This window comes from Rhodococcus kronopolitis (assembly GCF_042654025.1).
In the GTDB taxonomy this organism is placed as follows: Bacteria; Actinomycetota; Actinomycetes; order Mycobacteriales; family Mycobacteriaceae; genus Rhodococcus_G; species Rhodococcus_G kronopolitis.
In genome coordinates, this window is record NZ_JBHSFO010000002.1 from 460,185 (window position 1) to 481,794 (window position 21,610).

Annotated in this window: 19 protein-coding genes; 8 read left to right on the top strand and 11 right to left on the bottom strand. The window is 70.5% G+C overall.

Annotated elements, in window-relative coordinates:
• Positions 1 to 11: 11 nt before the first annotated feature.
• Genes ACFO6S_RS05435 through recO form a run of 3 tightly spaced genes read right to left on the bottom strand, consistent with a single transcriptional unit; the run spans position 12 to position 2,045 of the window.
• On the bottom strand, positions 12 to 404 hold the full coding sequence (locus tag ACFO6S_RS05435) for a hypothetical protein (RefSeq protein WP_378414840.1): 393 nt from the start codon (positions 402 to 404) through the stop codon (positions 12 to 14).
• Positions 401 to 1,207, bottom strand: coding sequence for an isoprenyl transferase (locus ACFO6S_RS05440; RefSeq protein ID WP_378414842.1), 807 nt, complete (start codon positions 1,205 to 1,207; stop codon positions 401 to 403). Before ACFO6S_RS05440 ends, ACFO6S_RS05435 begins: the two co-directional genes overlap by 4 nt.
• Entirely contained in the window at positions 1,158 to 2,045 is an 888-nt protein-coding gene (recO, locus tag ACFO6S_RS05445) for a DNA repair protein RecO (protein WP_378415239.1), read from the bottom strand. Before recO ends, ACFO6S_RS05440 begins: the two co-directional genes overlap by 50 nt.
• A gap of 179 nt (positions 2,046 to 2,224) precedes the next feature.
• Here recO and ACFO6S_RS05450 point away from each other — a divergent pair, with 179 nt between their 5' ends.
• From ACFO6S_RS05450 to ACFO6S_RS05465, 4 genes are all read left to right on the top strand, one after another.
• Positions 2,225 to 3,484 carry a serine hydrolase domain-containing protein gene (locus ACFO6S_RS05450; RefSeq protein WP_378414844.1) on the top strand — a complete coding sequence of 420 codons (1,260 nt, stop codon included), beginning with the start codon at positions 2,225 to 2,227 and terminating at the stop codon, positions 3,482 to 3,484.
• Between the two features lie 121 nt (positions 3,485 to 3,605).
• Positions 3,606 to 5,021 carry an amidase gene (locus ACFO6S_RS05455; RefSeq protein ID WP_378414846.1) on the top strand — a complete coding sequence of 472 codons (1,416 nt, stop codon included), beginning with the start codon at positions 3,606 to 3,608 and terminating at the stop codon, positions 5,019 to 5,021.
• Between the two features lies 1 nt (position 5,022).
• A complete protein-coding gene (locus ACFO6S_RS05460) occupies positions 5,023 to 5,580 on the top strand; it encodes a TetR/AcrR family transcriptional regulator (RefSeq protein WP_378414847.1) in 558 nt (185 codons plus the stop codon).
• Positions 5,577 to 6,224, top strand: coding sequence for a CatB-related O-acetyltransferase (locus ACFO6S_RS05465; protein ID WP_378414849.1), 648 nt, complete (start codon positions 5,577 to 5,579; stop codon positions 6,222 to 6,224). Before ACFO6S_RS05460 ends, ACFO6S_RS05465 begins: the two co-directional genes overlap by 4 nt.
• 47 nt (positions 6,225 to 6,271) lie before the next feature.
• Here the strand turns inward: ACFO6S_RS05465 and ACFO6S_RS05470 are convergent, their stop codons facing one another.
• From ACFO6S_RS05470 to ACFO6S_RS05495, 6 genes are all read right to left on the bottom strand, one after another.
• Positions 6,272 to 7,858 (bottom strand): alpha/beta hydrolase, encoded by a 1,587-nt coding sequence (locus ACFO6S_RS05470; protein WP_378415241.1) that lies wholly within the window; start codon positions 7,856 to 7,858, stop codon positions 6,272 to 6,274.
• A 278-nt stretch (positions 7,859 to 8,136) separates the two neighbouring features.
• Positions 8,137 to 9,057, bottom strand: a complete 921-nt coding sequence (era, locus tag ACFO6S_RS05475) for a GTPase Era (RefSeq protein WP_378414851.1) — start codon at positions 9,055 to 9,057, stop codon at positions 8,137 to 8,139.
• A 93-nt stretch (positions 9,058 to 9,150) separates the two neighbouring features.
• Positions 9,151 to 10,470: a hemolysin family protein gene (locus tag ACFO6S_RS05480; RefSeq protein WP_378414853.1), complete on the bottom strand. Its 1,320-nt coding sequence runs from the start codon at positions 10,468 to 10,470 to the stop codon at positions 9,151 to 9,153.
• Positions 10,471 to 10,483: 13 nt separating this feature from the next.
• Entirely contained in the window at positions 10,484 to 11,026 is a 543-nt protein-coding gene (gene ybeY / locus ACFO6S_RS05485; RefSeq protein WP_378414855.1) for an rRNA maturation RNase YbeY, read from the bottom strand.
• 82 nt (positions 11,027 to 11,108) lie between these two features.
• Positions 11,109 to 12,110 carry a PhoH family protein gene (locus ACFO6S_RS05490; RefSeq protein ID WP_378414857.1) on the bottom strand — a complete coding sequence of 334 codons (1,002 nt, stop codon included), beginning with the start codon at positions 12,108 to 12,110 and terminating at the stop codon, positions 11,109 to 11,111.
• A 204-nt stretch (positions 12,111 to 12,314) separates the two neighbouring features.
• Positions 12,315 to 13,001, bottom strand: a complete 687-nt coding sequence (locus ACFO6S_RS05495; RefSeq protein WP_378414859.1) for a TetR/AcrR family transcriptional regulator — start codon at positions 12,999 to 13,001, stop codon at positions 12,315 to 12,317.
• 138 nt (positions 13,002 to 13,139) lie between these two features.
• Between ACFO6S_RS05495 and ACFO6S_RS05500 the strand changes: the two genes are divergently transcribed.
• Both ACFO6S_RS05500 and ACFO6S_RS05505 read left to right on the top strand, forming a co-directional pair.
• Complete coding sequence (locus ACFO6S_RS05500; RefSeq protein ID WP_378414861.1) at positions 13,140 to 14,720, top strand: MFS transporter; 1,581 nt, start codon at positions 13,140 to 13,142, stop codon at positions 14,718 to 14,720.
• Positions 14,721 to 14,789: 69 nt separating this feature from the next.
• A complete protein-coding gene (locus ACFO6S_RS05505; protein ID WP_378415243.1) occupies positions 14,790 to 15,065 on the top strand; it encodes a putative quinol monooxygenase in 276 nt (91 codons plus the stop codon).
• A 27-nt stretch (positions 15,066 to 15,092) separates the two neighbouring features.
• Here ACFO6S_RS05505 and ACFO6S_RS05510 read toward each other — a convergent pair whose 3' ends face one another.
• Positions 15,093 to 16,604 carry a flavin-containing monooxygenase gene (locus tag ACFO6S_RS05510; RefSeq protein WP_378414863.1) on the bottom strand — a complete coding sequence of 504 codons (1,512 nt, stop codon included), beginning with the start codon at positions 16,602 to 16,604 and terminating at the stop codon, positions 15,093 to 15,095.
• 68 nt (positions 16,605 to 16,672) lie between these two features.
• Entirely contained in the window at positions 16,673 to 19,849 is a 3,177-nt protein-coding gene (locus ACFO6S_RS05515) for a type I restriction endonuclease subunit R (RefSeq protein ID WP_417714999.1), read from the bottom strand.
• A gap of 212 nt (positions 19,850 to 20,061) precedes the next feature.
• On the opposite strand from ACFO6S_RS05515, the gene ACFO6S_RS05520 reads away from it, so the two are divergent.
• Positions 20,062 to 20,535 (top strand): hypothetical protein, encoded by a 474-nt coding sequence (locus ACFO6S_RS05520; RefSeq protein WP_378414867.1) that lies wholly within the window; start codon positions 20,062 to 20,064, stop codon positions 20,533 to 20,535.
• 43 nt (positions 20,536 to 20,578) lie between these two features.
• The gene (locus ACFO6S_RS05525) at positions 20,579 to 21,250 is read left to right on the top strand and encodes a DUF4352 domain-containing protein (protein WP_378414869.1); all 672 of its coding nucleotides are present in this window, start codon (positions 20,579 to 20,581) and stop codon (positions 21,248 to 21,250) included.
• Positions 21,251 to 21,610 lie beyond the last annotated feature (360 nt).

Here is a 21,610-nt window from a genome sequence, read left to right on the forward strand (position 1 = left end):
GAGCGCGGCGACTACGGCAGTAACCCCTGCCGACCCTGATCCGCGCCCGAGAGCACCAGCAGCAGCATCGTGGTGAGCGCCTCGTCCTCGAGCCCCGCCGCCGGGAAGGTGTAGCGCAGGATCACGTCGGCCAGCTTGCCGCGGGTGATCACCGTGATCGACCCGAACTGCATCATCGAGTTCTTCTCGGCGACCTTCTTGTGCAGCGCGGGCTTGACCGGACGGTCCCAGGCCAACACAGCCGTCACCGAGAGCACGTCGAGGCCGGGCGAGAGGGTCACCGCGCGCAGCGAGCACAGCGCCCCCGCGTACTCGAATCCCAGTGAGCCGTCGTCGGACTCGCGTACCTCCACGAAGTGCGACAGGGCCTCACGCGCCCGGGACTGCAGCTGCTCGGCGCTCACTTGACCCCCCCGAAGCGACGGTCACGCGAGGCATACTCGACGCACGCGGCCCACAGGTCGCGGCGGTCGAAGTCGGGGAAGAGCTTCTCCTGGAACACCATCTCGGCATACGCCGACTGCCAGATCAGGAAGTTCGAGGTCCGCATCTCGCCCGAGGGCCGCAGGAACAGGTCGACGTCCGGCATGTCCGGCTCGTCGAGGTACTTGGCGACCGTCGCCTCGGTGACCTTCTCGGGGTTCAGCTCGCCCGCCGCCACCCGACGCGCGATCTCCCGTGCCGCGTCGGCGATCTCGGCCCGGCCGCCGTAGTTCACGCACATCGTCAGGGTCATCACCTTGTTGTCCTTGGTGAGTTCCTCGGCGACCTCGAGCTCCTTGATGACGCTCGCCCACAGCCGCGGCCGGCGCCCGGCCCAGCGCACCCGCACCCCCATCTCGTGCATCTCGTCGCGGCGACGGCGGATCACGTCCCGGTTGAAGCCCATCAGGAACTTCACCTCCTCGGGACTGCGCTTCCAGTTCTCGGTGGAGAACGCGTACGCCGAGAGCCACTGCACGCCGATCTCGATACAGCCCTCGAGGGTGTCCATCAGCACGGCCTCGCCGCGCTCGTGTCCGGCGGTGCGCGGCAGCCCGCGTTCCTGCGCCCAGCGGCCGTTGCCGTCCATCACCAGCGCGACGTGCCGCGGGATCAGTTCGGGCTGCAGGATCGGCGCCCGCGCACCCGACGGGTGCGGGCTCGGCGGCCGGATCTCACGCCTGGGAGGGGCTTGCGGTTCGCGTCGTCGAATCACGGTCCCCATCCTGCCCGACCGGGCCCGCGGCCACCGCCACCGGTCGCGTTTCCGCCGGCTCGACGCCGGGCCCGTGCGGCGCCGACACCGCGTCCGACTCGACCGCCGCGTGCGGACGGTGCCGCTCGATCAGCGGCAGGGTGCGCAGCTGCCGCTCCAGGTGCCACTGCAGGTGCGCGGCCACCAGCCCGCTTGCCTGGGCCCGCACCGCGCCGGTCGCGGTCTCGGCGTGGGCCCAGTCGCCCCGCGCGAGGGCGTCCATCAGGTCCAGCACCCCGGGCGACGGGGTGGCCGCGCCGGGCGGGCGGCAGTGCACACACACCGCGCCGCCTGCCGCCACGTGGAAGGCCCGGTGCGGTCCGGGCGCGGCGCACCGCGCGCACTCCTCGAGCGCCGGCGCCCAACCGGCAAAACCCATGGCCCGCAACAGGAACGCGTCGAGGATCAGCTCGGCGGGCCGGGCCTGCTCCCCCACCGCACGCAACGCCCCGACGGTGAGCTGGTGCAGCCGCGGAGCCGGCGCCCGCTCCTCGCCGGCCAGCCGTTCGGCGGTCTCGAGCACCGCGCAGGCGGTGGTGTAGCGGCCGTAGTCGTCGACGATGTCACCGGCGAACGCCTCGAGTGTCTGCACCTGGGTGACGATGTCGAGGCTGCGGCCGGGGTAGAGCTGGACGTCGATGTACGCGAACGGTTCGAGCCGCGCGCCGAACTTGGACTTGGTGCGCCGCACGCCCTTGGCGACCGCGCGCACGAGGCCGTGCTGGCGGGTGAGCAGGGTGACGATGCGGTCGGCCTCGCCCAGCTTGTGCTGGCGCAGCACCACCGCATGGTCCCGGTACAACCTCACAGACACGATCTCCCGTCGCTTCGCTCGCGCGGCACGATTCCCGTCGCTACGCTCGCCCGTCCAGTCTCCCACGGCGCGGTGACGGCTCCCGGCCCGCGAGGCGGCCGGGTCGCGCGCCGCGGCCGGAATCGCGGCGTCGCTCACCGCGCGGCGGACGCCCCGGTCTGCCAAGCTTGGCCATGGCCTCGAGGCGGATTCTCGTGTTGGCAAGCGTCCTGGCACTGCTGTCCGCGTGCGGGGCGAATGATCCGTCCGCCCCCGACGTCGCCTCCCCGACGACCACCGTCCGGACCACCCCGGCCTCCGACGACCCGGCCCAGGCCGACGCGGTGCTGCGGATCGTCCGCGAGGCCATGTCGCAGGGCCACCTGAAGTCGGCGATCGTGCGTGTGACGATGGACGGCAAGGAAATCGTCACCGCCGCGCTCGGCGAGTCGATGACCGGCGTCCCCGCCACCACCGACATGCACTTCCGCAACGGCGCGGTGGCCATCTCGTATGTCTCGACGCTGCTGCTCCAACTCGTCGACGAGAAGAAGGTCAGCCTCGACGACAAGGTGTCGACGTGGCTGCCCGACATCCCGAACTCGGACCGGGTGACGCTCGGCCAGCTCGCCCAGATGACCTCGGGCTACGTCGACTACGTCATCGGCAACACCGAGTTCGACGCCGCCATCTACGCGGACCCGTTCCGCACCTGGACGCCCGAGGAGCTGATCTCCTACGGGGTGAACAAGCCGCTGCTCTACGAGCCCGGCACCAACTGGAACTACGCGCACACCAACTACGTGATCCTCGGCCTGGCCCTCGAGAAGATCACCGGTCAGCCGATGACGCAGCTGATGCAGGAGAAGGTGCTCGGGCCGCTGCGGCTGGCGAACACCACCGATCCGGGGACGGCGGCGATCCCCGAGCCCGTCCTGCACGCGTTCAGCTCCGAACGCCGCGAGGCCCTGCAGGTCCCGTCGGGCGCACCGTTCTACGAGGAGTCAACCTTCTGGAACCCGTCGTGGACCATCACCCACGGCGCCATCCAGACCAGCAACATCTACGACCTGCACGCCACCGCGATCGCGATCGGCACCGGCAAGCTCCTCTCCCCCGAGTCGTACCGGGCGATGACGTCGACGGCGCTGCGCGGCAAGACCACCGCCCTGCCGGGGTGCACCACCTGCTTCGTGCAGGACCTCGGCTACACCTACGGGCTCGGTCTCGTCATCACCGGCGACTGGCTGATGCAGAACCCCCTGTTCAGCGGCTACTCCGCATCCGAGGCCTACCTGCCGTCGAAGAAGATCGCCATCGCCGTCGCCACCACCTACGACCAGGCCGCCTTCGACGACAACGGCGCCTACACCAACGAGGCCGACCTGCTGTTCCGCAAGATCGGCGCCCAGCTCGCGCCGGACGACGCCCCGCCCATGCCGCCCGCCAAGTAGCCCCGTCACCCGTAGCGCACCCCGCGCCCTTCGTGCCGCGACGTCTCCGTGCGCGAAAACCGGGACGGCTACCCCCACCACCGCTACTGTTCGTTCGAACGAACAGGACGGAGCACCGACGGTGACCACACACGCCGAAGACACCCGCGAGCTGGGCCTCGAGGACACCGCCGCGGCCCTGGCCGGCGGCGCCACCACCTCCGTCGAGCTGGTCCGCCGCAGCCTCGACGCCGCCGAGGCCAGCCAGCCGAGCCTCAACGCCTTCCGGATCCTGCGCCGCGAGGCGGCCCTGGCCGAGGCCGCCGAGGCCGACCGTCGACTCGCCGCCGGGGAACGCGCCCCGCTGCTCGGCGTGCCGATCGCGGTCAAGGACGACGTCGACGTCACCGGGGAACCCACCGCGTTCGGCTGCCCCGGCGAGTTCCCCGCCAAGACCGCCGACTGCGAGTCGGTGCGCCGCCTGCGCGCGGCCGGGGCCGTCATCGTCGGCAAGACCAACAGCCCCGAACTGGGCCAGTTCCCGTTGACCGGCGGCAGCTTCGGACACACCCGCAACCCGTGGGCGGCCGACCGGACCCCGGGCGGATCCTCGGGTGGCAGCGCCGCGGCCGTCGCCGCCGGCCTGGTGCCCGCCGCGCTCGGCTCCGACGGCGCCGGGTCGGTGCGCATCCCCGCATCCTGGACCAACCTGGTCGGGATCAAGCCGCAGCGCGGCCGGATCTCCACCTGGCCGGAGCCCGAGGCCTTCTACGGCCTCACCGTGATCGGCCCGCTGGCCCGCACCGTCGCGGACGCGGCGCTGCTGCTGGACCTAGTCTCCGGCAGCCACGAGGGCGACCTGCACCGGCCGGCGCCGGTGACCGTGCGCGACGCCGTCGACCGCGAGCCCGGCAGGCTGCGGATCGCGCTGTCGCTGAAGATCCCCTACACCGCCACCCCCCGCACCCTGGACCCGGAGATCAAGGACGCCGTCGGCGCGACCGCACACGCGCTCCGCAAGCTCGGTCACGAGGTGGTCATCGCGGACCCCGCCTACAGCATCCTGATGGGGCTGAACTTCCTGCCCCGCTCGATGGCCGGGATCGAGCAGTGGCGCGCGGGACTGCCGGACCCCTCGCTGGTCGACCCGCGCACCCAGGCCAACGGCCGCACCGGTCGGCTGCTCGGCGGGCTGCCGCTGCGCGCGTCGCGGGCCGCCGAGCCCCGAATGCGCCGGCGGATCGGCGCCGTCTTCAACGACTTCGACGTGATCCTCGCGCCCACCACCGCCACCCCGCCGCCGCGGGTCGACGCCATCGACGGGATCGGGCACTTCGAGACCGACAAGGTGATCACCGCGGCCTGCCCGTACACCTGGCCCTGGAACCTCCTCGGCTGGCCGAGCGTCAACGTGCCGGGCGGGTTCACCTCGACCGGGCTGCCCGTCGGCGTGCAGCTGATGGGCCACCACGACACCGAACCGATGCTGGTCTCGCTCGCCGCCCAGCTCGAACGCGAGGTGCGCTGGGACCTGGCGCGGCCTGCGAAGTGGTGGTGACGTGAGCACCACGGTGCGCGAGAAGATCCTGGCGGCGGTGCTCCAGGTCGTCGGCACCGACGGGATCGGCGCGGTCACCAACCGGCGGATCGCGGCGCAGGCGCAGGTGTCGCTGGGCTCGATCACCTACCACTTCCCCAGCCAGACGGACATGCTGCGCGACGCCCTGCTCGGGTTCGTCACCGAGGAGACCGCGCGGCTGACCGAGTTGGCGGAGCAGTACCGCGACCACGGACTGAGCGTGCAGGACGCGGCCTCGCTCACCGAGCAGGTGGTCCGCGACCTCGGCTGGGCCGCCGAGCGGGTGGCGCCGTTCGACCTGTACATCCAGGCCGGACGCGACCCGGCGCTGCAGGGCGCCGCCGCCGAGTGCTTCGCCGCCTACGACACCCTGACCGTCACCATTCTCGAGGCGCTGGGTGTGCCGAACGCCGCGGTGATCGCCCCGACGCTGGTCGCGACGATCGCCGGGCTGCAGCTGCGCCGGCTGGCGACCGGCGGCGCGGGCACCGACGTCTCGACCGCGATCCTGTTGCTGGTCGGCGGGGCGCAGCGGTGACCCACCACGCACCCGACCCCACGACCCTGCACCCGGTCGCGGGACAGCCCCGGGTCGTCCTGCTCAAACCGCTGATCGACAACCCCCTGATCGAGATCGGGGAGTACACCTACTACGACGACCCTGAGTTCGCCGAGCAGTTCGAGACGCGAAACGTGCTGCACCACTACGGTCCCGACCGTCTGGTGATCGGAAAGTTCTGCGCCCTCGCGACGGGAACGACCTTCATCATGAACGGCGCGAACCACCGGATGGACGGGGTCTCGACCTTTCCCTTCCCGATCATGGGCGGCGCGTGGGCCGAACACCTCGACCTGGTGACCGACCTGCCCTCACGCGGCGACACCGTCGTCGGGCACGACGTCTGGATGGGCGGCAACGTCACCGTCATGCCCGGGGTCCGCATCGGCCACGGAGCGATCGTCTCCACGGGATCCGTCGTCACCCGCGACGTTCCCGACTACGCCGTCGTCGGCGGCAACCCCGCCGTCCACATCAAGGATCGCTTCACCCCCGCCGAGGTTCGGGAACTGCTCTCCCTCGCCTGGTGGGACTGGCCGATCGAGACCGTCACCGAACACCTGCGGACCATCGCCTCGGGCACGGTGGCCGAGCTGGCCCGGGTGGCCGCCTCGCGCTCGTGAGTGGTTGACGGCTGCGGGCGGCCCGTCCCCCGATCAGCGCGGGCGGTTCACTCGCCGGTCAGCGCCGCTCGCACCCGGTCGGTGTCCGCCTGCGACCGCCCCGGATCGGGCAGGATCCGCGCCCACATGTCCGCGGCCTCCGGGCCGTAGGAGTGACCGTGCCCGGCGGGTGCGTCGGCCGAGAAGACCATGTCGAGAGTGACCTGCCAGAACGTGACCAGCGGCAGCCACTCCATGTTCGGGTCCACGTCGCGACCGCGCGGCTCCGCGAGCCAGTCCGGCTTGTTGAACAGCAGCGACGACGACCACCACACGATCGGATCGCTGGCGTGCTGCCAGTACACGATCCGACGCGGACCCCACTCGGCGTCCAGGTCGAGGTCCGCGGGATCGGCGGCGAACCGGACGGACCTGCCGCCGTCGATCACCGGCAGGATCTCGGTGGAGTCGGTGTCCCGGTCGGCCGTCGCCTCCCGCCATTGCGGGGTGAAGTTCGGGGTCCCCGACCACAACGCGCCGTCCACCCGGGTGGCCATGTCCTGGTACCCGGCGAACGCGTTCTGGCCACCGTAGGCGCCGAGGCTCTCACCGAACACGACGAGTTTCGGCCTCGACTCGACGGGCAGGTCGATCCAGCGCGCGAAGACCGCGTTGAACAACGCCCGGCCCGCGACCTGGGGGGTCTCCCGATCGGCGATGAACGCCAGCGGGCTCGGCAGGAACGAGTACTGCATGGACGCGATCGCCGTGTCACCGCCCTCGAGGTACTCCAACGAGGAGGCAACGCTCGGGTTCACCCATCCGCGACCCGTGGTGGTGTTGACCGCCAATACCTTTCGCTCCCACGCCTTGGTGCGGTCGAGTTCCGCGACCACGAGATCCGCCACCGCCGCCACCGAGCCGGCGGACTCGCGGCCGGCATAGACGCGGATGGGCTCGAGCGCCGGTCGGCCGGTCACCTCCTCGATCCGCGCGGCATCGGGCCCGCGTCCGACGAAGGTGCGGCCCTCCTGCCCCAGCGTGTCCCAGGCCTGCGCGGACGCGGACGACCCGCTCCGTTCCGGCGCCGTCGGCTCCACCACGCCTGGCGCGGTGGCGGTGTCCGCACCGGAGAAACTCCAGTTGGCGAACGCGATGAGGCCGTTGTACAGCGCGCCGTTGACGATCAGTACTCCGAGAGTCACCGCCACCACCAGGCCCGCGACGTTCGCCGCCGGACGCGGAACGAATCGTCGCGCGACCGCGCTCAGCCTCCGGGTGCCGGCCCGGATGCCCCGCGCGGCCGCGAGCAGGACGAACCAGACCGCCGCCGCGATCAGGAACACCAGCAGTACGTTCGCCCCGTGGGTCGGTTCGACGGCGACGAGTTCACGTACGTAGTTCTGCCAGCGCGCGCCGAGTACCAGGAACACCGGGACCAGGACCACCGCTGCGAGACCGAGCACCCACCAGCCGATCCGGCGGGTGCGCGGGGACCAGGTCGCCGTGACGCCACAGGATCGCACCAGCCAGGCCGCCGTGCAGCCGAGACCGTAGCCCAGCGCGACCGAGATACCGGTCGCGAGGCCCTGGAGGTACCAGGCCCGCGGCAGCAGTGACGGGCTCATCGACCAGATGAAGAACACCAGCGCCATCGCCAACCCGACGGGATGCAGGCGGCCGCCGTATCGCCGCAACCGGTTTCGAAGTCGCTGGGTCCGGGGCGCGGGGCCCGCCGCGGCCGTGGCCGCGGCGCTCGCGTCCGCGCGGACCGTCTCGGGAGCTGCAGTCATACTCGCCAACATAGACGGCACGGGGTGGTCGGACCGGCACGCCACACCCGGCGATCGAGCCGGCCCGGGTGGCCGCCTCACGCTCGTGCGTCGTTGACGGGCCGACGGACCCGTCAACCACGCACGAGCGGCGCAGCCGCCTAGAAGCCGAGCTTGCCGAGCTGCTTCGGGTCCCGCTGCCAGTCCTTGGCGACCTTCACGTGCAGCTCCAGGAACACCCGGGTGCCGAGCAGCTTCTCGATCTGGGTGCGCGCCTTGGTGCCGACCTCGCGCAACCGGACGCCGCCCTTGCCGATCACGATGCCCTTCTGGCTGGGCCGCTCGACGTACAGCAGCGCGTGCACGTCGAGCAGTTCGCCCTGCTTCTCGGTGCGACCCTCCCGCGGGATGACCTCCTCGATGACGACGGCGAGCGAGTGCGGCAGCTCGTCGCCAAGGCCCTCGAGCGCGGCCTCGCGGATCAGCTCCGCCATCAGGGTTTCCTCGGGCTCGTCGGTGAGCTCGCCGTCCGGGTAGAACGCCGGACCGGGATCCATCTTCGACGCCAGCAGGTCCACCACGACCTCGACCTGCTCGCCCGACGCGGCGGAGACCGGCACCACCTCGCAGTCCGGGCCGAGCAGCTTCGACAGCGCCACCAGCTGCTCGGCGACCTTCTCCCGGCTGACCTTGTCGATCTTGGTGACGATGCCGATCAGCGTGGTCTTCGGCGCCATCTGCCGGACCTGCTCGAGGATCCAGCGGTCGCCGGGGCCGATCTTCTCGTCCGCGGGGATGCACAGGCCGATCGCGTCGACCTCCGAGTAGGTGTCGCGCACCAGGTCGTTGAGGCGCTGACCGAGCAGGGTCCGCGGCCGGTGCAGGCCGGGGGTGTCGACCAGGATCAGCTGCGCGTGCGGGCGGTGCACGATGCCACGGATGGTGTGCCGGGTGGTCTGCGGCCGCGACGAGGTGATCGCGATCTTGGTTCCGACCAGTGCGTTGGTCAGGGTCGACTTGCCGGTGTTCGGCCGGCCGACGAAACAGACGAAGCCGGAACGGAATTCGGTCTCTTTGCTCACGTTTCGACTCCAGTGTCGGGGGTGGGTTGCGGTGATGGGACGTGCTGCGAAACAGGTTCCGGGGCGGTCGGCCGGGCGGGCGTGCGGAGGCTCTCAGTCATGGCGGCCCCGGCCGGTCTCCGGCCTGCCGGCGTCGTCGTCCGGCACCGGCAGCCGCCAGGCCAGCACGGTGCTGATCCGCACCCGGCCGCGCGGGTCGCCGCCGCCCTCGGCGCGCAGCGCCAGGCCGTGGGTGCGCACCTCGGATCCGGGCAACGGCACCCGGCCGAGCTCGTAGCCGAGCAGGCCGCCGACGGTCTCGACCTCGTCGTCGTCGATCTCGATGTCGAACAGTTCGCCGAGGTCCTCGACGGGCAGTCGCGCGGACACCCGGAAGCGTCCGTCGTCCAACGGCTCGACCGGCGGCGTCTCGTCGGTGTCGTACTCGTCGGCGATCTCGCCGACGATCTCCTCGATCACGTCCTCGATCGTCACCAGTCCGGCGATGCCGCCGTACTCGTCGACCAGCAGCGCCATGTGGTTGCGGTCGCGCTGCATCTCGGCGAGCAGGCTGTCGAGCGGCTTGGAGTCCGGCACGAACACCGGTGCCCGCATCACCTCCGCCACGGTGACGCCGCCGCCGCCGTCGGTGGAGTGGTAGGTCCGGGCCACCAGGTCCTTGAGGTACACCACGCCGAGCACGTCGTCGACGTTCTCGCCGATCACCGGGATCCGGGAGTGGCCGCTGCGCACCGCCAGCGAGGTGGCCTGGCCGGCCGACTTGTCCGCCTCGATCCAGACCATCTCGGTGCGCGGCACCATCACCTCGCGGGCCGGGGTGTCGCCGAGTTCGAAGACGGACTGGATCATCCGGCGCTCCTCGTCGGCGACCACGCCGCGTTCCTGCGCCAGGTCGACGAGTTCGAGCAGCTCGATCTCGGAGGCGAACGGGCCGTTGCGGAAGCCCTTGCCCGGGGTCAGCGCGTTGCCGAGCAGGATCAGCAGCCGGCTGACCGGACTGAGCAGCACCGCCAGCGCCTGCAGGGGCAGCGCCCCGAACAGCGCGATCGAGTACGCGTGCTGGCGGCCGACGGTCCGCGGGCCGACGCCGATCGCCACGTAGTTGACCAGGATCATCGCCACCGCGGAGATCACCAGCGCCCACCCGCGGCTGAGCAGGTCGAGCAGCCCGGCGGCCAGCAGCACGGTCGCGCAGATCTCCGCGGCGATCCGCAGCAGCACCACCAGGTTGACGTACCGGGGCCGGTCCGAGACGACGGCCAGCAGTCGTTGCGCGCCCGGCCGGCCCTCCTTGGCCATCTCCTCCACCCGAGCCCGGGAGAGGGTGTTGAGTGCGGAGTCGACGGCCGCGAACAGGCCACCGACCAGCACCAGCAGGGCGGCCAGCAGGATCAGGACGAAGTCACCGGTCACGGGCGGTCACGAATCACTGGGCCGGGCCGTCGACAAACCCGGTCTTGCCGAGTAGCCGCTGGTCACGGTCGGCCAGCACGGCCTCCCGCTCGATGCGGCGCAGGTCCTCGTACCAGTCCTCGAGGAGGCTGTTCTGCAGCGCGAACATCTCCTTCTCCTCCTCCGGTTCGGCGTGGTCGTAGCCGAGGAGGTGCAGGACGCCGTGCACGGTGAGCAGGGCCAGTTCGTGCGCGGTTGCGTGACCGGCCTGGGCGGCCTGGTCGGCGGCGAACGCCGGGCACAGCACGATGTCCCCGAGCATGGCCGGGCCGGGCTCGGGCGCGTCGGGGCGGCCGCCCGGCTCGAGCTCGTCCATCGGGAACGACATCACGTCGGTGGGGCCGGGCAGGTCCATCCACCGCATGTGCAGGTCGGCCATCGTGTCGAGGTCGACGAGCACCATCGACAGCTCGGCCGCCGGGTGCACGTCCATCTGGGCAATGACGAACCGGGCGACGCTGACCAACTCTGCCTCGGAGACGTCCATCCCGGATTCGTTGGAAACCTCGATACTCATGACTGGCGTTCTCCTCGGGCTGCCGTGCGGGCGGGAAGGATGGCGGGGTCCGACGGGCGGTCCGACAACGGGCGGTCCAACTCTAGCGGCGCTGCGCGCGAACGGACTGCGACCGGCGGTGGGCGCGGTTGCCGAGCGGCACCGCGTCCTCGCGCTCGGTCTCGAAGCGTTCGTAGGCGTCGACGATGTCGCCGACCAGCCGGTGCCGGACCACGTCGGCGCTGGTCAGCTCCGCGAAGTGGATGTCGTCGATGTCGGTGAGGATTTCACTGGCCGCGCGCAGGCCGGAGCGGGCGCCGCCGGGCAGGTCCACCTGGGTGACGTCGCCGGTGACGACGATCTTCGAGCCGAAGCCGAGCCGGGTCAGGAACATCTTCATCTGCTCGGCGGTGGTGTTCTGCGCCTCGTCGAGGATGATGAACGCGTCGTTGAGGGTGCGGCCGCGCATGTACGCCAGCGGCGCCACCTCGATCACCCCGGCCGCCATCAGCTTCGGGATGGCCTCGGGGTCCATCATGTCGTGCAGCGCGTCGTGCAGCGGCCGCAGGTACGGGTCGATCTTCTCGTGCAGGGTGCCCGGCAGGAAGCCCAACCGCTCGCCCGCCTCGACAGCGGGCCGGGTCAGGATGATCCGGCTGACGTTCTTGGACTGCAGGGCCTGCACGGCCTTCGCCATCGCCAGGTAGGTCTTGCCGGTGCCGGCGGGGCCGATGCCGAACACGATGGTGTTCGCGTCGATCGCGTCCACGTACCGCTTCTGGTTGACGGTCTTGGGCCGGATCGTCTTGCCGCGCCGGGACAGGATGTCGAGGCTGAGCACCTCGGCGGGCGACTCGCCGGAGCCGTCGGTGAGCATCCCCACCGTCCGGCGCACCGCGTCGGGGCTCAGGGACTTGCCCCGGCCGACGATGGCGACCAGTTCGGCGAGCACCCGCTCCGCCAGGGCGATGTCCGCACTGGTGCCGGTCAGGGTGATCGTGGTGCCCCGCACGTGGATGTCGGCGTCGAGCAGGGCCTCGAGCACCTTCAGATTCTCGTCGGTGGAGCCGAGCAGCGGGAGCGCGAGTTCGGGGGCGATGTCCATGCGGGCGCGGACCGTGGTCTGCGCGGGACCGTTCCGATCTCTGCCAGGTGACGACACCGAGGCGTTCGACACCGAGGTAACCGTGGTCTCACCCGTTTCGCTGTCTGCACTCACGTACTGCTTAGGCCTGCTTCCCTGCTCCGACGTCGGTGACGTACGCAGTCTATCGCGGTCGCGGCGGGCTTCCCACCGGGTAAGCGCCGGTCACGGCCCGGGCGTGGCGGCGTGCGCACCGAGCCAGCGACGAGCCTCGTCGACGACCTCGGCGGCCCGCTCCGGCGACAACCCCAGGATCACCAGCGCGACCACCCCGAGCGCCTTGCCCGGGTCGTCGACGGCACCGGCGTTCGCCTCCTCGATCAGCCCGAAGGTGATCGACTCGGTCAGTCCGACCAGCACGGACGCGGGCAGGTAGGTAGAGAAGGTCCCGTCGGCCTGGCCTCGTTCGATGATCTCCCGCGCGGGCCCGCGCACCAACTGGATGAGCTCCCGGATCCGTTCCTCCCCGAGTTCACGGCGCGCGAAGGTGAGCAGCATCCGGAACCGGTCGCCGATCGGCCAGGTGAACAGGGCGAGCATCGCGGTGCCGAGGTCGGGACGGCCGGGCATGGCCGGCACCCCGCCGAGCGCGGCGGCCAGCGTGGTGGACGCCTCGTCGACGATCCCCTCGACCAGGGCGTCGCGGTTCGGGAAGTGCCCGTACACGGTCCGCCGCACCACCCCGGCGGCGCGGGCTACGTCGTCCATGCTCGCGTCGGGGTTCGCGGCGAACGCACCGATCGCGGCCTCGATGATCCGCTCCCGGTTGGCACTCGCCTGGCTGCGCCGAGCCCTGACCGGCTTCGCTGCCGCCGTGCGCCCGTCCTTGTCCACCCCCGCAGTCTCGTCCACCCCCGCAGTGTTCCACGGTGATCCGCACCACAACCCGATTGCACATCGATGTGCAACAAACTACCGTCCGCAGGACCTAGATTAACTTGCACATCGTTGTGCAATGCGGTTGCAGAATCCCGGAACGGAGCCCGACCCATGACCCTCCTCACCACGAGGCCCGCCACCGATTCACCGGCGCCCTACCGCTGGCGCTGGGCCGCGCTGGGCGTGCTGTGCCTGAGCCTGTTGATCGTGGTGATGGCGAACACCGCCCTCATCGTCGCGGCTCCGGACATGACCCGGGACCTCCACCTGACCAGCGCACAGCTGCAGTGGGTCATCGACGGCTACACCGTCCCCTACGCGGCGCTGATGCTGCTGGCCGGCGTGATCGGCGACAAGTACAGCCGCCGCGGCGCGCTGCTGACCGGCCTGCTGGTGTTCGGCGGCGGCGCGGTGTTCGGCAGCCTCGCGGACACCACGACCGCGGTGATCGCCGCCCGGATGGTCATGGGCGTCGGCGCGGCGATCATCATGCCCGCGACGCTGTCGCTGCTCGTCGCGACCTTCCCCAAGTCGGAGCGCTCCCGCGCGATCGCCGCGTGGGCGGCTACATCCGGACTGGCCATCGCGTTCGGGCCGCTGCTGGCGGGCTGGATCCTCGAGAGCCACTCCTGGAACGCGACCTTCCTGATCAACGTCCCCATCGCCGCGATTGCGGCCGTCGCCGCACTGGTCCTGGTGCCGCCGTCCCGCGCGGAGGGCCTGGGCCGGATCGACTGGATCGGCGGGCTGCTGTCGGTGGTCGCGATCGGCGCGCTCGTCTTCGCGATCATCAACGGCTTCCACTTCGGCTGGGGCGCAGGCCCCCTCGTCGGCGCCGCCACCGCACTGGTCGGGCTCGCGGCGTTCGTCGCCTGGGAGTTGCGGCACCCGCAGCCGCTGCTCGACGTGCGCAAGCTCGGCGACCGCACCGTCGGCGGCTCCACCCTCGCGGTGCTGCTGCTGTTCCTGTCCGCGTTCGGCGCCATCTACTTCATCGCCCAGGAGTTCCAGTTCGTGCTCGGCTACGGCCCGCTCGAGACCGGGGTCCGGCTGCTGCCCCTCGCCGCGGCGGTGTCGGCGGGCGCGCTGGCCAGCGGCCGGCTCGCACCGCGCATCGGCGTCCGCGGCGCCCTCGTGGGCGGCATGGTCCTCGCCGCGGCCGGGGTGCTGCTGCTGACGCGGGTCGACGGCGGCTCGGGCTACGTCGACTTCCTCGTGCCGCTGGTGCTGCTCGGTCTCGGCGTCGGCCTGAGCCAGCCCCCCGCGACCGACGCGATCATGGGCGCCTTCCCCGACGACGACCTCGGCGCCGCGGGCGGTCTCAACGACACCGCGATCGAACTGGGCGGGTCGCTGGGCATCGCCGTGCTCGGATCCGTCCTGGCCGCCGGCTACAAGGACTCGATCGCCGGCTTCATCGACGGTGCGCCGCTCCCCCAGCTCGGCGGCGACCTCGCCGCCCAGGCCGACTACGCGATGGAGGTGTCCCGCGAGTCGGTCGGCGGCGCCGCGCTCGTCGCCCAGGAGCTGGCAGGCAATCCGTTCTCGGCGTCCTACGCGCAGCCGCTGCTCGAGGCCGCCTCCACCTCGTTCGCGGACGCGATCGCGAGCGCGAGCCTGGCGGGCGGGCTCGCGCTCGCCGTCGGCGCGGCGGCGGTGGCGGCAATCCTGCCGGGGCGGTCGCGGGACTGACGGCCGGCCGGTCCACACTCGGTACCGGAGGGCAGGAGCCGAGCAGATGGAGCAGACGCGTTGATCTCAGTGATGGTGGGCAGCACCGTGCCGGCCGAACACCTCGACAGGGTTCTCGAGCTGTACGGCCGGCTGGTGACGGAGACGCGGAAGGAACCGGGGTGCGTGAGATACGAACTCCTGCAACGCCGGGACGATCCGAGGGAACTGATGCTGGTCGAGGAGTGGGAGTCCCAGGAGCACCTCGACGCGCACACCCGGACGCCACACTTCGTGACCGTCGTCGGGGAACTGGACCGGCTCGAGCGGGCCGCACCGGCACTCATCTACAACCGGGTCCTCTAGACCGGCCGGGCGCAGGACCGGGGCCGGTTACGGCTGGTTGGGAGACGTACCCCTGGGGGTTCGCCCCGCCGAGTCCCCTGCCGGCGCAAAGCTCATCGAATCCACGACCGAACCGTGACGCAGGGTGATCAGGTCGCGGAAGTAGTTCATCCGTAGCCGCCACGGCGCCGCGTCGCCCTGCCTGGGGAAGCTGTCGACCGTGCGCAGCACGTACCCGGCGGCGAAGTCGAGGAACGGCGCCTCCCCCACCGCGGGGTCACGGCGCGGCACGCAGGACGCGTAGCCGGCGGCGTCCATGTGGCCGAGCAGGCGAACGACGTACTCGCACACCAGGTCCGCCTTGAGGGTCCACGACGCGTTGGTGTACCCGATCACGAACGCGAAATTCGGTACCCCGCTGAGCATCATGCCCTTGTATGCCATGGTCTCCGGGAGTGACGCCACCGCGCCGTCGACGACGATCTCGATGCCGCCGAACGCGACAAGGTTCAGACCCGTCGCGGTCACCACGACGTCCGCCGGCAGCCGCTTGCCCGACCGCAGCGTGATGCCGGACTCGGTGAAGGTGTCGATGTGGTCGGTCTCGATCGTGACGTCGCCGTGCCGGAGTGCACGATAGAGGTCCCCGTCGGGAATCAGGCACAGCCGCTGGTCCCACGGGTCGTACCGCGGCGCGAGGTGGGTGTCGATGTCGAAACCCGCACCGACCCGGCCGACCTGGGCCCGCCGGATCACCGACCGCGCGGCCCGCGGGAACCGTTGGCACAGCTCGTAGACCGCCATCGCCCGGACGATGTTCTTGAACCGGGCCACCGCGTAGGCGGCCCGGGCCGGCAGCACCCGGCGCAGCGCCGAGGCCATGGTGTCCCTCCCGGGTGCGGACACGATGTAGGTGGGTGAGCGCTGCAGCATCGTCACCCGGGCACCCAGTTCCGCCAACGCCGGGCCCAGCGTGACGGCGGTGGCGCCGCTGCCGACGACGACCACCCGCTTGCCTGCGACGTCGAGGTCCCCTGGCCAGTGCTGAGGGTGCACGACCCGGCCGGTGAACCGTTCGACACCCTCGAAGTCCGGCGTGTACCCCTCGTCGTAGCGGTAGTAGCCGCTGCAGCCCATGACGAAGCCGGCGGTGAGCGTGACCGGTTCCCCGGTGTCGCGACGCCGGGCCTCGACGGTCCACCGACTGTCCGCGCTCGACCAGGAGATCCGGGTGACCCGGTGCCGGAATCGGATATGCCGGTCGATGCCCGCGTCCGCGGCGGTGTCCCGGATGTACTGCAGGATCGACTCGCCGTCGGCGATCGCCTTGCCGCCCGTCCAGGGCCGGAACCGGTAGCCGAGGGTGTACATGTCGGAGTCGGACCGGATCCCCGGGTAGCGGAACAGGTCCCAGGTGCCACCGATGTTCTCGCGCGACTCCAGGACGGCGTAGGTCCGGTCCGGGAGGCTCGCCTGCAGGTGGTGCGCGGCGCCGATTCCGGAGAGCCCGGCCCCGATGATCACGACGTCGACGTGCTCAGCTGTCGGCTCTGTTCGCATCGCGTGGTTCCTCCGCCCCGGCTTCTCGGACAGCTCCCAGTCTAGTCAGGACGAGATCCCCGGGCCGCTCACGCCGCCATGTCCGGGGCGATCGTCTCCATCTGCTCGAGGACGAGTTTGATCGCGGCCGGCTGCTGGTCCGGCGGGTAGCCGTGCCGCACGAGCAGCCTCTTGATCTGGGAGCGCAGCTTGGCCTTGACGTCGTCGCGCTGGGTCCAGTCGGTCTTGATGTCGCGGCGCATCACGGCGACGAGGTCGCGGGCGATGTCGGCGAGCTTGCCCTCCCCCTGCTCCTCGACGGCGGACGGGTTCTGGCTGACCGCGTCGTAGAAGGCAAGTTCGTCCTGGTCGAGCGGCGGATCGAATCGCTTGCCGCGCTCGGCCTCGAGGGCCAGCTCCTGCGCCATCTCGACCATGGCCGCGATGACCTCCGCCGAGGTGAGCTGACTGTTGGTGTACTTGCGCATCAGTTCCTGCAGCCGCTCGGAGAAGGCGCGCTGGCGGACGACGTTGTGCTTGGCCGCCTTTCGCGACTCCTCGTTGATGAGGGTGCGCAGTGCCTCGATCGCGAGGTTGGGGTTGCGGGCCTGCCGGGTCTTCGTGATGAACTCGACGTTGATGTCCGACAGCGACGGCTTCGGGATGCCCGCCGCGTCGTAGATGTCGAGGACCTCACCGGATTCGACGGACGCCGCCATCAGCGTGCGCAGGGCACGTTCGACGTCCTCGGGGATCACCTGCCCGCGGGCCGCCCGGTCCTCGGCGTCGAACTTGGCCATGTAGACCCGGACCTCTTCGAAGAACTGCGCGTCCCGTACCTGCTCGCGCAGTTCCTCGTGGCTCCCGCAGATCGCCCACACGCGCGAGAGCTGCGAGGAGAACGTCCGGTACCGGGCGGCGAGCGTCTGTTCACCCTCGCCGACCTGGTTCTCGGGGTGCCGCGGATCCCGCAGGTGGTCGACGGCGCCGAGCGCCGCCCGGACGTACGCCTTGGCGTCGGGTTCGTCGCGCTTGGCCCGCCAGTCGTACCCGTGCAGGATGTTCCCGAGTTTCGTGAGCAGATTCTTCGCGGTGTCGACGGCCGTGTCGATGTCGCGGCCGAGCGGCTTGGACTGCCGGTCCGAGTCCGTGTACTCCGCGAGCGCCGCCGCCAGGTGGTCGGCGACGGGCGCGTACGCGACGAGGAGTCCGTCCTGCTTGCCACGGAACGTGCGGTTGACCCGCGCGAGCGCCTGCATCAGCAGGGCACCCTTGAGCGGCCGGTCCAGGTACATCGTGTGCAGGGGCGGGGCGTCGAACCCCGTGAGCATCATGTCCTTGACGATGACCAGTTCGAGTTCGTCGTCGATGTCCTTGAGCCGCTTCTTGATCACCGCGTTCGCCGAGTCACGGCGTACGTGGTCGCTGACCGGCGGCTGGTCGGATGCGGTACCGGAGTAGACGACCTTGATCCGGCCCCGGTCGATCTCGTCGGAGTGCCAGTCGGGGCGCAGCGCCACGATCCGGGAGTAGAGATTCGCGCAGATCTCCCGGGTGCCGCCGACGATCATCGCCTTGCCGGGCGCGGTCGGGTTGTCGGCCGAGCCGACGAACTCGCTCATCGCCGCGCGCCGGGTCTCCCAGTGCGCCACCAGGTCCTGCGCAAGCTGATCGAGCCGCGCGGGCGCACCGTAGACCGCGTTGACGACGGCGACGCTGCGTTCGATCCGCTCCCGTTCGGTGTCGTCGAGTCCGACGGTGACCTCGTCGGCGGTGTCGTCGAGGTCGGCTTCGGTGACCCCGTCGGCGAAGGCGACCTTGACGAGCCTGCTCTCGAAGTAGACGGGAACCGTGGCGCCGTCATCGACGGCGCGGGTCAGGTCGTAGATGTCGATGTAGTCACCGAACACGTCCTGGGTGTTGCGGTCGTCGAAGGACACCGGGGTGCCGGTGAACGCGATCAGCGCGGCGTGCGGCAGGGCGTCACGTAGGTGCCGGGCGTAGCCGTCGAGGTTGTCGTAGTGGCTGCGGTGCGCCTCGTCGACCACGACGACGATGTTCCGCCGGCTCGACAGCAGCGGGTGCCTGGCGCCGGAGTCCCGCTCCTCCCTGGTCCGCCCGAACTTCTGCAGGGTGGTGAAGTAGATGCCGCCGGTGGTGCGGCCGGACAGTTCGGAGCGCAGTTCCTCGCGGCGCCGGACCTGCCGCGGCTGCTCCGGGAGCAGCTGCGAGCGGAGGAACGTCTCGTACAGCTGCCCGTCGAGTTCGGTGCGGTCGGTGATCACCACGATCGTCGGATTGGCCAGCTTCGGATGTCGGATCACCTGTGCGGCATAGAGTTCCATTTCCATCGACTTGCCGGAACCCTGGGTGTGCCAGACCACCCCGGCCCTGCCGTCGGATTCGACGGCGTGCACGGTGGAGCCAACCGCCTTGGTGACCGCGAAGTACTGATGCGGCTTGGCGATCCGCTTGAGCAGGCCGCTGTCGCCCTTGTCGAACGCGGTGAAGTTGCGGAGCAACTGCAGGAAGCGTTCCTGGTTGTAGAGCCCGTCCAGCGCGACTTCCAGCGCCGCCGCCGAGGTGGCCGAGACGGGCGTGCCGTCGTCGTCGACGTTCCACGGCGAGAAGTGGTTGTAGGCGGTGAACGGGGTGCCGTACCTGGCGGTGATCCCGTCCGACACCAGGCTGAACACGGCGTACCGGAACGCGAGCGGGAACTCGGCGACGTAGGTGCACAGTTGCGCGTGCGCCTCGACCAGGCCGGCGTGTTCGCTGCCGGCCCGTTTGAGTTCGACGATGCTGACCGGCATCCCGTTGAGGTACAGCACGAGGTCGAACCGGCGGTGGTGGTCGCCGCGGATGACGGTGACCTGACTGACGGCGAGCCAGTCGTTGTCGTCGGGTTCCGCGGACACCAGCCTGATCGTCGGAGTGACCTCGGCGCCGGTCTCGTCGGTGTAGGTGACCTTGCGCAGTCCTTCGGTGAGATACCCGTGGACGGTGTGGTTCTCGGCGAGCGCATCCAGCGAGCCTGCGGTCGCGACGATCGCCGTCGCCTCGTCGACGGCGTGCGGCGGCAGCGCCGGGTTGAGGCCCGCGATCGCCGCCCGCAGTCGGGGGACGAGCAGGAGGTCGTCCCAGCCGGACCGCTGGCCGGTGTCGGGCGCGATCTCGTTGCCCTGCATCGGCTTCCAGCCGAGTTCACCGAGCGTGTCCAGGGCGAGCTGCTCCCAGTCGGCCTCGGTCAGGCCATGGTCCGCCATTACGGCTCCCTCACTCATGGTCATCAATGTAGATGGACGTGTCGGGTAGGTGGGCGAGCCGGCGGACACGACCACCGACGCCACGATCGTAAGTTTCGCAGCGAAACGGTTATCCGAGACTCACGATAACCCCCCTTATCGATCAATCACTTTGCTCAACTGCTCATGGCGGACACGATTGCGGCACACCACTCGCCCAGTCAGGAGTTGCCGTGAACGACCATCCGAACGCACCGGACGCGGACACCGGGGACCTTCCCGCACCGCTCTCGCGCACCGCACTGGCCGCGCGGATCGGGGCCGGCCTCGTCGCCTGCGTCGCGTTGTCCGGGTTCGCGTTCGCTGTCGATCACGCGGATCGGCAGGTCGGTCGGGCCTTCGACCTGACCGGGCAGGTGTCGGCGACAAGCCCCACCCAACCCGCGGGCGTCGACTGCACCGGGCCCGGCTTCGGCCGAGTGGTGTCCGGCGCCGGTGTCACCGTGCAGACCGCTTCCGGGAATGTGCTCGCCACCGGGCGACTCGACTCCGGCACCGCGACCGGCGACAACTGCACGTTCGGCTTCTCGATGGCCGACGTCCCCCGCAGCCACGACGGCTACCGGGTGACGATCGACCGACTCGGGGGATTCACCGTGTCCGCGAAACAGGCCGAGTGCGGCCTGGTCCTGCTGGTCATGACCTGATCCGGGTCACCGAATCCCCATCCACCCACAGAAAGGGCACGTCATGTCCACACCCCAGGGGCCCGGCCCCAACCAGCCCTATCCGCAGCAGTGGTCCGCCGCGCCGGTTCCGCCGCCGGCACCCAAGAAGTCCCGGAAGTGGCCGTGGATTGTCGGCGTGCTCGCCGCGCTGTTCGTGATCGGCATCGCCACCGGCGGCGACAAGGACGAGGCGACGCCGGCCCCGACCGCAGCGGCACCGGCGCAGGCCGACGGCCAGCCCGTGGCACCCGCAGCGGCGCCGGCTGCCGCTGAGCCCGCGGCGGCGGACACGTCGGCGGCCGGCATCGGAAACCCGGTGCGGGACGGCAAGTTCGAGTTCACCGTCACGAACGTCGAGTCGGGACTGTCCGAACTCGGTGACAACCCGTACCTCGTCGAGAAGGCGCAGGGACAGTTCGTGGTGGTCACGATGACGGTGCTCAACACCTCGGACAAGCCGAAGTCCATCAGCCCCGGCAGCCAGAAGCTGTTCGACGCGCAGGGCCGCACGTTCACCGCGGACCCCACGGCGGCGCTGAACCTCGACACCGATGTCGCGATCTGGGACGAGATCAATCCCGGCAACTCGGTGACGATGAAGATCGTCTACGACATGCCCGCCGATGCGGCGCCCGCATCGATGGAGCTGCACGACTCGATGTTCTCCGGCGGCGCAAAGGTCAACCTGCAGTAGCCGTTCGGATCCCGCCACGGTGCGGTGCGCTCGCTGGGGGGTGAGCGCACCGCACCGTGGCACTGTCACCCCGAAATTCGAAGGTATTGCCCTGAAATGACATTCCCGTCTCGTCGTCGATCGGCGGCGTGATCACGGCGGCGGGAACCGCGCACGATCAAGGCCACGAAGCCGCCGGCGGCCTCGACCTTCCGCATGCGGTGCAGGTGTTGCAGGTCCGTCGCACCGTCACCCACGGCGGCCGGTTGACCTGCTTCATGCGACTTGACGTGGGGCTGTGCGACTTTGCCTGGGTCCTGGGCGTCCGGACAAAATGCACCCGTCCCTACCGACAGCGTCGGACGGCTGGGATAGGTTTCC

What these genes read in the sequence shown, in the direction of transcription:
- ACFO6S_RS05470 (WP_378415241.1), bottom strand. Translation starts at nt 7,858, where the DNA reads ATGGCGCTGGTGTTCTTCATCTGGTCGATGAGCCCGTCACTGCTGCCG.
- ACFO6S_RS05440 (WP_378414842.1), bottom strand. Translation starts at nt 1,207, where the DNA reads ATGGGGACCGTGATTCGACGACGCGAACCGCAAGCCCCTCCCAGGCGT.
- ACFO6S_RS05515 (WP_417714999.1), bottom strand. Translation starts at nt 19,849, where the DNA reads ATGGCGGACCATGGCCTGACCGAGGCCGACTGGGAGCAGCTCGCCCTG.
- ybeY (WP_378414855.1), bottom strand. Translation starts at nt 11,026, where the DNA reads ATGAGTATCGAGGTTTCCAACGAATCCGGGATGGACGTCTCCGAGGCA.
- ACFO6S_RS05490 (WP_378414857.1), bottom strand. Translation starts at nt 12,110, where the DNA reads ATGGACATCGCCCCCGAACTCGCGCTCCCGCTGCTCGGCTCCACCGAC.
- ACFO6S_RS05500 (WP_378414861.1), top strand. Translation starts at nt 13,140, where the DNA reads ATGACCCTCCTCACCACGAGGCCCGCCACCGATTCACCGGCGCCCTAC.
- ACFO6S_RS05510 (WP_378414863.1), bottom strand. Translation starts at nt 16,604, where the DNA reads ATGCGAACAGAGCCGACAGCTGAGCACGTCGACGTCGTGATCATCGGG.
- ACFO6S_RS05450 (WP_378414844.1), top strand. Translation starts at nt 2,225, where the DNA reads ATGGCCTCGAGGCGGATTCTCGTGTTGGCAAGCGTCCTGGCACTGCTG.
- ACFO6S_RS05525 (WP_378414869.1), top strand. Translation starts at nt 20,579, where the DNA reads ATGTCCACACCCCAGGGGCCCGGCCCCAACCAGCCCTATCCGCAGCAG.